Source organism: Nosocomiicoccus sp. HMSC059G07 (assembly GCF_001815515.1).
Lineage (GTDB): Bacteria > Bacillota > Bacilli > Staphylococcales > Salinicoccaceae > Nosocomiicoccus > Nosocomiicoccus ampullae_A.
The window spans coordinates 78771-89770 of the sequence record NZ_KV820866.1; the positions used below are offsets into that span (position 1 = coordinate 78771).

Consider the following 11000-nt stretch of genomic DNA (forward strand, 5'->3'; position numbering starts at 1 on the left):
AGCTCGGTTTTTCATCTTGTTAAATTAACGAAGGTGCCTTTAACGGAAACGCCCGTTGCGTGAACGAAATAAATTTAATTTTACACAAGTTCGAAATACGTCAAAGGGTGCCTAGATAATTGCACGCAAAAACTCTAATTGTCAACGCACGCACAACCCTTTTAACACAAATTGTATTTGCGTAAAATTAAACCAAAAATTCAACTAATATAGAAGAATAAAAACCTACTCCGACCAAAGTCACAGATCCAACCCAAAATCTTGCATGTGTATACACAAAAAAAGAGATTTGTACGATTCTATCGCACAAATCTCTTTTATTATTTTAATTATACGCGTTGTACTTTACCAGATTTTAACGCTCTAGCTGAAACCCAAACACGTTTAGGTTTGCCATCTACTAAAATTCTTACTTTGTGTAAGTTAGCACCAAAAGTTCTTTTACTTGCGTTTAGTGCGTGAGAACGGTTGTTACCTGATCTAGCACGACGACCTGTAACGTAACATACTTTAGCCATTCGTCCCACCCCTTCATTGTTTTTAATTGATAATTCTTATCTGCGAATACTATAATATAATACATGAATATCGTTTAAAACACAATAACAAATATAATATCGTTGTATTTAATCATGCTGATTTGAACAGGGGTTGTCAAATAGTGTGTTTAAATCTATAATAAAATGATGAATTAGGAGTGAGTTTATGTCACTAAAAATTAATAATGAACTTGGCACGATTGAAGTGTCTACAGATGTAATCGCAAATATCGCTGGTGGCGTCGTAAGTGAAAGTTACGGCGTTGTTGGTATGGCATCGAAAACATTTAGAGATGGCTTTGCGGAATTACTTGGTAAAGAGAACTACGCACGCGGTGTCGTCGTAGATAATGAAAACGAAAATTTAAAAATTGATTTATATATTATTGTACTTTACGGTGTGAAGATTTCAGAAGTTGCATCGAACGTACAATCTACAGTTAAGTATACGTTAGAAAAAACATTAGGACTAAAAATTGATTCTGTGAATATTCATGTTCAAGGTGTCAGAATCATTGATTCGGATGAGTAGTTAGGGAGGATTTTTAAAAATGAATAAAATAGATGGACAACTCTTTCGCAAGATGATTTTAAATGGTGCGAAAAATTTAAAAAAGCATGCGGAATATGTTGATTCACTGAATGTCTTCCCAGTACCGGATGGAGACACAGGAACGAATATGAAGTTATCTATTGTATCGGGTGCTTCTGAAGTAGAAAATTTAACGAGCAACCATGTCGGTGAAGTTGGGAAACATTTCTCTAAAGGGTTATTAATGGGCGCAAGAGGAAACTCAGGCGTTATTTTATCTCAATTATTTAGAGGGTTTTCTAAACACGTCGAAGAGTTAGCAGAAATCGATCATCATGCATTTAGTGAAGCATTCCAAGCAGGTGTGAAAACTGCATATAAAGCAGTTATGAAACCTGTTGAAGGTACGATTTTAACAGTTGCTAAAGACTCAGGCGCTAAAGCAGAAGAAGTCGCTAAAAACGAAACAGATATCGTTAAAATTATGGAAGCTGTTTTAGAAGAAGCGAAAGAATCTTTAAAACGTACACCAGATCTATTATCAGTTCTAAAAGAAGTGGGCGTTGTCGACTCAGGTGGACAAGGACTCGTATACGTTTATGAAGGATTTTTAAAAGCGTTAAAAGGTGAAGACGTAGAAGAGACGTCAAGCACTTCAGGAGAGCCTGTCAATACAGAAGAGTTCGTAAACGATGAACACGAATTTGATGAGTTTATGTCAGTCGACGATATCGAATTCGGCTTTTGTACAGAATTCATGGTACGTTTCGGTAAAGATAAAAAACCATTCGAAGAAACATCATTTAGAAACGACATGGATAAGTTCGGTGACTCATTACTCGTTATTAACGATGATGAAATCGTAAAAGTTCACGTACACACAGACCGTCCAGGTGAAGCACTATCATACGGTGCAGAGTACGGTGAAATCATTAAGATTAAAATCGAAAACATGCGCGAACAGTTTAGAGCGTTAGAAGCTAAACGTGAAGCGAAAAAGAAAAAAGAAAAAATTAAAACGGCAATTATCGCAGTATCAAGTGGAGAAGGTATTGATACCCTCCTTAAGAGTATCGGTGTTACACACTTAATTAGCGGTGGTCAAACGATGAATCCATCAACTGAAGACATCGTCAATATTATTAAAGATGACGACGTCGAAGAAGTTATCATCATGCCGAACAATAAAAATATCATCATGGCAGCAGAACAAGCAGCTGAACTATTAGATGTAGAGGCTGTTGTAATTCCGACACGTTCGATTCCTGAATGTGTGTCTGCAATGTTTACGTTTAATGGAGATGCAAGTCTCGAAGAAAACAAAGAGACGATGATCGACGCTATGAACCAAGTGAAAACAGGTCAAGTGACGTATGCAGTAAGAGATACGAAAATCGATGACGTTGAAATTAAAAAAGACGAACATATGGGTATCGTCGATGGGAAAATTATCTCATGTAATAAAGACGTCAAAGTCACGCTTGAAAACTTACTTGAAACAATGATCGATGACGATTCAGAAATCGTAACGATCTTCACAGGTGAAGGAAGCGATGAAGCACTCGTTGAAGCACTCGCTGAACAGTTTGAAGAATCGCATGACGTTGAATTTGAAATTCACGACGGTAAACAACCGGTATACAGTTATTTAATTTCTGTAGAGTAATCAATATAGCCACATCGATAATATCGATGTGGTTTTTTAATAAGAGGTGAAATTATGAAATATAATAGTGTGTTTGATATTATCGGGCCTGTGATGATTGGTCCATCAAGTTCTCATACGGCTGGATCAGTTAAAATTGGACAAACAGCACGTAATTTATTTAAACAACAGCCAGACAAAGTCGATATATACTTATACGGTTCATTTAAAGAAACATATAAAGGTCATAAAACAGACGTCGCATTAATCGGAGGAGTGCTCGGGTTTAGTACTGAAGATTCAAGAATTAAAAACGCTTACGAAGAAGCCGAAAAAGCAAATATGCACGTCAAAATCATAGAGATGCCAGAAGAAAAGAGTCACCCGAATACAGCTATTCTCCACTTATTTAAAGGAGACGACACGTTAATGGTTGAAGCTGTGTCAATTGGTGGTGGGATGATTCAAGTCGTCTCTATTAACGACTATCCGATTTCTTTATCTGGTAATTTACATTCGCTACTCGTATTTCATAAAGATAGCTTCGGGACGATTGCGAACGTTACAAGTATTTTAAAAGATGAAGCACTCAACATTGGAACGATGAACGTATCGCGTAAAGAAGTCGGTCAAACTGCGCTTATGACGATAGAAATCGATTCAAAATGTGATGAATCGACAGTGAAGAGAATTGAACAAGTAGAAGGTGTCGAGCGTGTCATAGAATTAAAAGGAAAAGAGGCGTAATAGATGCAAGAGTTTAATAGTATTAACCAACTGATTTCTAGATCAGAAACTGAACAAAAATCAATCGCAGATATTATGATCGCTCAAGAAATGGAAACATCAGGACTATCCTATGACGATATTTATAAGCAGATGGAATACAACTTAGACACGATGGAAAATGCAGTAAAAGAAGGGCTTGAAGGTGTAGAAAGTACAACTGGTCTAACAGGCGGAGATGCAGTAAAAATGAGACGCTATATCGAATCGGGTCGCGGGTTAAGTGGAAATTTAACACTACACGCGATTATGAACGCTGTTTCTACAAATGAAGTGAACGCTGCGATGGGGCAAATTTGTGCAACACCAACTGCAGGGTCTGCGGGTGTCGTTCCAGGTGTATTATTTGCGATGAAAGAAAAATATCCAGAAACAACGCGTGAAGAGATGGTAAAGTTTCTATTTACAGCAGGTGCATTTGGAATGGTCGTCGCGAACAATGCGAGTATTTCAGGTGCTGCAGGTGGATGCCAAGCAGAAGTCGGGAGTGCGTCAGCAATGGCAGCTGCAGCAGTCACTGAAATGGCTGGAGGCACGCCAGAAATGTGTGCACATGCGTTTTCTATCGCACTTAAAAATATGCTCGGTCTTGTCTGTGACCCAGTCGCAGGTCTCGTTGAAGTACCGTGCGTTAAACGTAATGCAGCTGGTGCATCTAACGCACTAACAGCAGCAGATATGGCACTCGCTGGAATAGAATCTAGAATCCCAGCAGACGAAGTCGTCGAAGCGATGTTTAAAATCGGATTAACGATGCCATCACACTTACGTGAAACAGGTCGCGGAGGACTCGCAGCAACTCCGACAGGCGAACGACTGAAAAAAGAGTTAATCGGGTCATAATATGACAGAGCTATATGAAGTGATCACGCCATCTGCTTCTATCGGAACGTTAAAAGGTGTCGGTAAAAAGACCGAAGAAAAATTAAATAGTATTGGTATTCATACGGTGAATGATGTAGTTTTTCATCTGCCGAATTCGTACGTCGACCAAAATCCGACAGACGTGAATTCCGTAAAGTTAGAAGAAGTCATTACAGTGAGTGGTGTCGTAAAAACGGAGCCGACGGTGACGTATTTACGAAAAGGGTTAAACCGGATGAGTTTTCATATGGAAACGAACAACGTCTACATAAAAGTGACGTTTTTTAATCAGGCGTATTTAAAAAAACAAATCGAAGTCGGAGATACGATAAACGTCCACGGTAAATTTAATAAGCCTAAACAAGAGATGTCAGGTAGAAGTATTATAAAACCGAACGGCGATACGATGGATATGCGCTATGCGTTAAATAAAGTGATGAATAATAAGACGTTTGGTAATATCGTAAAAGAAGTGTTTCGAACACATATTTTTAATCAAGATTTACCGGAGTATTTAATCAAAAAATATAAACTGATGCCGATTAAACAAACGCTGTATCATCTCCATTTTCCGGATAATATGGATGAACTTCAAAAAGCAAGACGTACGATGAAGTTTTATGAACTGTTTATGTTCCAAGTAAAAATCATCGAAAAGCGTAAGCAAGAACGCGTACCACAAAAAGAATCAATTATAAAATATGATATTGATAAGCTGAAGCGGTTTATCGGTACGTTACCGTTTGAATTGACGAAAGATCAAAAGACAAGTGTGAACGACATTTGTAGAGATTTACTTAGTGAATTTAATATGCACCGTCTGCTGCAAGGGGACGTCGGAAGCGGTAAGACAATCGTCGCTGGAATTTCGGTTTATGCGCTTAAAACTGCTCTTAAACAAAGTGCAATTATGGTGCCGACTGAAGTGCTTGCAAATCAGCATTATGAAAGTTTAGTCGAATCGTTTAACGATGAGCTTACAATCGAGTTATTAACAGGGACGACGACACCGAGTGAAAAACGTCGTATAAAAGAAGCATTAAAAAATGGAGACATCGATTTAATTATCGGTACGCATGCACTTTTTGAAGATGACGTCGTGTTTAAAGATTTAGGGCTCGTCATTATCGACGAGCAGCATCGCTTCGGAGTAAATCAGCGAGAGAAATTAATTAAAAAAGCCAAAAGTCGAAACGTATTATATATGACAGCAACACCAATCCCAAGAACGCTATCGATCACAGCATTCGGAGATATGGACGTCTCTCTTATAAAGACGATGCCTGCCGGTAGGTTGCCGATTAAAACATTTTGGAAAAAAGAAAAAGAAATCGACGAAGTACTCGCGTTTATCAAAAAAGAAATGGATGCTGGACGTAATATTTACGTCGTTGCGCCGTTAATCGAAGAATCAGAAGTACTCGATTTAATGACGACTGAAGAAGTGTATCATATGTTTAGAGAAACGTTCGGTGAAGATAAAGTCGAGCTCGTCCATGGGCGTATGAAACCTGAGGAGAAAGCGAAAGCAATGGCGCGCTTTGAATCGCTTGAAACACCGATACTCGTATCAACGACGGTCATTGAAGTTGGTATCAACGTTAAAAATGCGACAGTGATGACGATTTTTAACGCAGAGCGATTTGGTTTATCAACGTTACATCAACTTCGAGGTCGTGTAGGTAGAAATGATTTACAAAGTTATTGTATATTAATAAGTGAAGGTAAAACTGAGCAAGCACAAATGCGCATGAATATTATGACAGAAACGACAGATGGATTTGTCCTTTCTGAAAGAGATTTAGAGATGCGCGGGCCGGGAGACTTTTTTGGTGTGAGACAAAGTGGGCTCCCAGAATTTAAAGTTGCAGATCTCGTACACGACTATAGAATATTAGAAGTTGCGAGAAGTGAAGCCATTAAACTATTTAAGGAGCAGTGATATGAGATCATTTACTAGAATTTTAGGTGTACTACTTATCATGACGGCACTTGTCTTATTCTTCTGGCAAGATATCCGTGCATTTTTCACAGATATCGTAAACGATAGAATCATCGAAGCCTACGAGAACGGTGATGACAACGTCAATGTAAATATATTAGAAAAGTTTATTACTGGAATTGAGCCCGGGGACAAACAAGGGGTTAAAATTAAAGACGATATGGCAGGGATTATCAAAATTGAATCTGCCGGAATTTCAGAGCCAATTTATTACGGAGAATTAACTGAAGAAAAACTTAGAAACGGCGTCAGTATGTTAGAGTCAACAGATAGTCTCGACATGCAGAACGTGCCGATCGCTGGCCACCGAGTAGAAGGCGCCGGGATACGATTTAACTATATCGACCGAGCAGAAAAAGGTGACACGATAGAAATTATAACCCGAGACGGTAAACGAGAATACGAAATTACCGACATCTTTGAAGTCACACCAGACCGCGTCGATATACTACAACAATCAGAAGGCGACCCGCAAATATTAACACTCATCACGTGTGAAGACTACAACCCAGATACGTTACTATTTGAAAAGCGACTCATCGTCCAAGCAGAAATCAAAAGTGATTCGTAAGAATCACTTTTTTTGTTTTTGCTGGTTGCTTGGTCGTGTTATTTTACGCGTAATGGAATACGCGAGTAGTTTTTCATCGGAAAATTCGGGAGGAGAAGCGGTTTTTCCTGCTTAATTTTACGCAAATCGCTTTTGTGTTAAAGACAACCCGACTAGTTTGACGATTAGAGCGTTTGCGTCAACGTACTGGTGAGTCATTTTACGCAAATCGCATTTATGTTAAAAGATAAAAAACAATTTTACACAACGCTTATTTGCGTAAACGACAATTCAATTAATTTAACGCAAATCAAGATTCCTGAGGTATTTCATCTGAAAATTCGGGAGGAGACGCATCGAAGACCCGCATAACCCGCTTAATTTTACGCAAATCGCTTTTACGTTAAAGGTAGCGCGATTAGTTTGACGATTAGAGCGTTTGCGTCAACGTACAAGCGAACCCTTTTACGCAAAATGCATTTACGTTAAAAGATAAAAAACAATTTTACACAACGCACATTTCTGTAAACGACCACTCAATTAATTTAACGCAACAAGAAATTCACGAGTTTTTTCATCCGAAATAATGTAAAAGATTGAAAAGTAATCATTAATTTTATATACTAATTTTAGCACCAACTACTAAATGGGGAGATAATGTGGCAAAGTTAAAGAAAGATGAACGCCGTCTAGAAATTGTGAAGCGATTGGACGAAGATCCGTTTTTAACAGATGAAACACTCGCAAACGATTTGAACGTTTCGATTCAAACGATTCGTCTGGACCGTTCTGTTTTAAATATTCCAGAACTGCGTGTCAGAGTTCAAGCAGTCGCTAAAAAGAATGCTGAAGAAATTAAAAGTATTCCTCTTCAAGATGTCATCGGTGAACTGGTACAAATTGAAGTGAACAAACAAGCGTCTTCGTTTTTTACAGTTGAAAAAGAACACGCATTTTTAAATTATAATATCGCACGCGGACACTTCCTATTTGGTCAAGCAAACTCACTTGCTGTGGCAGTACTCGGTAAAAAGAAGGTGCTGACAAAGGAAGCAAACGTAAAATATTTAAAACCGGCAAAAGTCGGAGATAAGATTGTCGCAAAAGCGACCGTATTAAAAATTAAACCATATGAAGCACTTATATTAGTGGAATCATATGTAAAAGATGAAACAGTATTTATTGGACATTATGTCATGCATTTTGAAAATGAAGGTGAAATAGAATGAAAACAATCGCAGTCGATCTGATGGGTGGAGACCACGCACCAGAAGCAATTGTCGATGGTATTAAATCAGCATTAAAGAAATATGAAGATATTCAAATCTTAGCGTTCGGTACAGTAGGTAGCTGGACTGAGACGCACGATAGAGTGAAATTCGTAGAAGTGACAGAGGTCATTACAAGTGAAGACGATCCAGTACGTGCAGTTCGTCGTAAAAAAGATTCATCGATTGTACGTGCGGCAAAAGCAGTAAAAGAAGGGGAAGCAGATGCTTTCGTATCTGCAGGTAACACAGGTGCCTTACTAACTGCTGGATTATTCGTCATCGGACGTATTAAAGGCATCGAGCGTCCAGCGCTCGCGTCGATGATTCCAACGACGAACAACAAGGGCATGCTCTTGCTCGATCTCGGTGCAAACTCTGAAAATAAACCAAAGCACTTATTACAGTTTGCGCATATGGCGTCTATTTATATGGAAAACATTCGTGGACGTAAAAATCCGTCAATTGGTCTCATCAACAACGGTAGTGAAGATATTAAAGGAACACCACTGACTAAAGAGACACACCAGTTACTTCAAGACTCAAACTTAAACTATAGTGGATATTTTGAGACGAGAGACATATTAACTGGTAAATACGATATCGGTGTCACAGACGGATTTACAGGTAACATCGTTCTTAAAACGATCGAAGGAACAGCAAGTAGCTTACTCGGTGAAGTGAAGAAAATCTTTTTATCTTCGATGTTAAATAAGTTATCTGCACTCGTCGTTAAAAAAGATTTAGGTCAATTAAAAGACTTAATGGATTACCGTCAATTTGGCGGTGCACCGTTACTCGGTTTAAATGGACATGTTTTAAAAGCGCACGGTTCAAGTGACGCTCTCGCAATAGAAAATGCGATTCGAAACGCGATTACAATGGCGAATAGTGACGCGATCGAACAAATTAAGGAGGCGATTTTCGAAGATGAGTAAACTCGTTTTGTTCCCGGGGCAAGGGGCACAGTATCATGAAATGGCAAAGGATTTATATGAACATAATGACGCAGCAAAAGAACTACTCGATACGATCTTTAGCTACGTTGATTTTGATTTAAAAGAGATCATGTTTTCTGAAGACGATGAACGACTCAATAATACAGCGTTCACGCAACCCGCATTATTTGCACATTCACTTGCGGTGCTTAAAGCAACGGGAATTAAAGGCGATTACTTAATCGGACATAGTTTAGGAGAATTGCCAGCTCTAGTGCATGCGGGTGTTTTATCTTTAGAAGATGGAGTAAAAGTAGTCGCCATGCGCGGACGTTTAATGAGTGAAGCAAAAGACGGTAAAATGGCTGCAGTCATCGGTATGGATAAAGACAAGCTCGAAGCGTTATGTGAGTCACTCAGTGATGACGAAGAAAAAGTCTCACCAGCAAACATTAACGCTCCAGACCAAATCGTGATTTCTGGAGATGCAGCGAAAGTCGATTTATTTATAGATGAAGCAAAAGCACACGGCGCGAGACGCGTCATTCCGCTAAAAGTATCAGGAGCATTCCACTCACACTTAATGAAAGACGCTCAAAATTCGTTCGAAACGTTCTTAAAAGATATTACGTTTAATGATGCAGAAATTCCTGTTATACAAAACGTTTCCGCAGAACCAGAAACTAATAAAGAAATTATTAAACAAAATTTAATTCAACAAATTACGTCGCCAGTTCGTTTCGTAGAATGTGTCGAAAAAGCAGTCGAACTTGGTGTAACTGAATCTGTCGAAGTTGGACCGAAAAAAGTTCAAACAGGTTTACTTAAAAAGATTACGAAGTCAGTAGACACAGCACATATCGATACAGTTAAAGAGGTGGATGAATACAATGAGTAAAGTAGCATTAGTTACAGGCGCATCAAGAGGTATCGGACGCGCAGTCGCATTACGTTTAGGTGAAGACGGCTATACAGTTATCGTCAACTATTCAGGGAATAAAGAAAAAGCAGAAGAAGTTGTAGAGAAGATTAAAGAACAAGGTGGTAACGCTGAAAGTTATCAGTGCCAAGTACAAAATTACGATGAAGTGAAAGATATGATCGCGCATATTAAAGATACGTATGGTCAACTCGACGTTGTCGTGAACAACGCAGGAATCACAAAAGATACGCTACTTATGCGTATGAAGCCAGAAATGTTTGACGATGTTATTAACGTCAACTTAAAGGGTGCGTTTAACGTCATTCAAAACGTCTCTCGTATGATGATCCGTGCGAAATCTGGACGTATCATCAACATCTCAAGTATCGTCGGAACCCTTGGTAACCCTGGACAAGCAAACTATGTTGCGAGTAAAGCAGGAGTCGACGGTTTAACGAAAAGTGTCGCAAGAGAACTCGCAAGTAAAAATATTACAGTAAACGCAGTCGCACCAGGATTTATCGAAAGTGATATGACAGACGTATTAAGCGACGATTTAAAGAACAAAATGCTCGAACAAATTCCATTACAGCAGTTCGGTCAAGTTGAAGACATCGCAGAAGCTGTATCATTTTTAACATCAGACCGTGCGCGCTATATTACAGGCCAAACGATTCACGTCAACGGTGGAATGTACATGGCGTAACCGCTGTGTTATTATAAACACAAGTTTCAGTGCCGAAAATAAAGGTCGGCCACGAACATTCGCGGGGTGTGGCTTTTATTCTTTTAAATGAGTGATGAGATGGTTGTAGTCGGGCGACGGATGGTAGGTTTCTCTGTTGATAGTCTCATCTGCGACGGTGAAATAAACTTTTCGCAGTCGATTCGAGACAATCGTCGGCGAGATGAAAAACTCTCCGTCGCTATGGAGGTTATCGTCGGCGAGAGTCA

Annotated in this window: 11 protein-coding genes; 10 read left to right on the forward strand and 1 reads right to left on the reverse strand. The window is 39.0% G+C overall.

Going from position 1 to position 11000, the window contains the following annotated elements:
* Positions 1 to 329 precede the first annotated feature (329 nt).
* The gene (gene rpmB, locus HMPREF3029_RS07760; protein ID WP_040929210.1) at positions 330 to 518 is read right to left on the reverse strand and encodes a 50S ribosomal protein L28; all 189 of its coding nucleotides are present in this window, start codon (positions 516 to 518) and stop codon (positions 330 to 332) included.
* 187 nt (positions 519 to 705) lie between these two features.
* Here rpmB and HMPREF3029_RS07765 point away from each other — a divergent pair, with 187 nt between their 5' ends.
* The 10 genes from HMPREF3029_RS07765 (at position 706) to fabG (ending at position 10752) form a co-directional block, all read left to right on the forward strand.
* Complete coding sequence (locus tag HMPREF3029_RS07765; protein WP_040929209.1) at positions 706 to 1071, forward strand: Asp23/Gls24 family envelope stress response protein; 366 nt, start codon at positions 706 to 708, stop codon at positions 1069 to 1071.
* 19 nt (positions 1072 to 1090) lie between these two features.
* Entirely contained in the window at positions 1091 to 2737 is a 1647-nt protein-coding gene (locus tag HMPREF3029_RS07770) for a DAK2 domain-containing protein (protein WP_070710332.1), read from the forward strand.
* 54 nt (positions 2738 to 2791) lie between these two features.
* Positions 2792 to 3463 (forward strand): L-serine ammonia-lyase, iron-sulfur-dependent subunit beta, encoded by a 672-nt coding sequence (gene sdaAB, locus HMPREF3029_RS07775; protein WP_068128824.1) that lies wholly within the window; start codon positions 2792 to 2794, stop codon positions 3461 to 3463.
* Between the two features lie 3 nt (positions 3464 to 3466).
* The gene (sdaAA, locus tag HMPREF3029_RS07780; RefSeq protein WP_070710333.1) at positions 3467 to 4345 is read left to right on the forward strand and encodes an L-serine ammonia-lyase, iron-sulfur-dependent, subunit alpha; all 879 of its coding nucleotides are present in this window, start codon (positions 3467 to 3469) and stop codon (positions 4343 to 4345) included.
* A gap of 1 nt (position 4346) precedes the next feature.
* The gene (gene recG, locus HMPREF3029_RS07785) at positions 4347 to 6308 is read left to right on the forward strand and encodes an ATP-dependent DNA helicase RecG (RefSeq protein ID WP_070710334.1); all 1962 of its coding nucleotides are present in this window, start codon (positions 4347 to 4349) and stop codon (positions 6306 to 6308) included.
* Between the two features lies 1 nt (position 6309).
* Positions 6310 to 6939, forward strand: coding sequence for a sortase (locus HMPREF3029_RS07790; RefSeq protein WP_040929204.1), 630 nt, complete (start codon positions 6310 to 6312; stop codon positions 6937 to 6939).
* A 638-nt stretch (positions 6940 to 7577) separates the two neighbouring features.
* Positions 7578 to 8147, forward strand: coding sequence for a transcription factor FapR (gene fapR, locus HMPREF3029_RS07795; RefSeq protein WP_070710335.1), 570 nt, complete (start codon positions 7578 to 7580; stop codon positions 8145 to 8147).
* Complete coding sequence (gene plsX, locus HMPREF3029_RS07800) at positions 8144 to 9124, forward strand: phosphate acyltransferase PlsX (RefSeq protein ID WP_070710336.1); 981 nt, start codon at positions 8144 to 8146, stop codon at positions 9122 to 9124. The genes fapR and plsX overlap by 4 nt, the downstream gene beginning before the upstream one ends.
* Positions 9117 to 10022 (forward strand): ACP S-malonyltransferase, encoded by a 906-nt coding sequence (gene fabD / locus HMPREF3029_RS07805; RefSeq protein WP_070710337.1) that lies wholly within the window; start codon positions 9117 to 9119, stop codon positions 10020 to 10022. Before plsX ends, fabD begins: the two co-directional genes overlap by 8 nt.
* On the forward strand, positions 10015 to 10752 hold the full coding sequence (fabG, locus tag HMPREF3029_RS07810) for a 3-oxoacyl-[acyl-carrier-protein] reductase (protein WP_070710338.1): 738 nt from the start codon (positions 10015 to 10017) through the stop codon (positions 10750 to 10752). The genes fabD and fabG overlap by 8 nt, the downstream gene beginning before the upstream one ends.
* The last annotated feature ends 248 nt before the right edge of the window (positions 10753 to 11000 follow it).

Bases quoted from the DNA above. Each gene is read 5' to 3' on its own strand.
- rpmB (WP_040929210.1), bottom strand. From the start codon at position 518: ATGGCTAAAGTATGTTACGTTACAGGTCGTCGTGCTAGATCAGGTAAC.
- HMPREF3029_RS07765 (WP_040929209.1), top strand. From the start codon at position 706: ATGTCACTAAAAATTAATAATGAACTTGGCACGATTGAAGTGTCTACA.
- HMPREF3029_RS07770 (WP_070710332.1), top strand. From the start codon at position 1,091: ATGAATAAAATAGATGGACAACTCTTTCGCAAGATGATTTTAAATGGT.
- sdaAB (WP_068128824.1), top strand. From the start codon at position 2,792: ATGAAATATAATAGTGTGTTTGATATTATCGGGCCTGTGATGATTGGT.
- sdaAA (WP_070710333.1), top strand. From the start codon at position 3,467: ATGCAAGAGTTTAATAGTATTAACCAACTGATTTCTAGATCAGAAACT.
- recG (WP_070710334.1), top strand. From the start codon at position 4,347: ATGACAGAGCTATATGAAGTGATCACGCCATCTGCTTCTATCGGAACG.
- HMPREF3029_RS07790 (WP_040929204.1), top strand. From the start codon at position 6,310: ATGAGATCATTTACTAGAATTTTAGGTGTACTACTTATCATGACGGCA.
- plsX (WP_070710336.1), top strand. From the start codon at position 8,144: ATGAAAACAATCGCAGTCGATCTGATGGGTGGAGACCACGCACCAGAA.
- fabD (WP_070710337.1), top strand. From the start codon at position 9,117: ATGAGTAAACTCGTTTTGTTCCCGGGGCAAGGGGCACAGTATCATGAA.
- fabG (WP_070710338.1), top strand. From the start codon at position 10,015: ATGAGTAAAGTAGCATTAGTTACAGGCGCATCAAGAGGTATCGGACGC.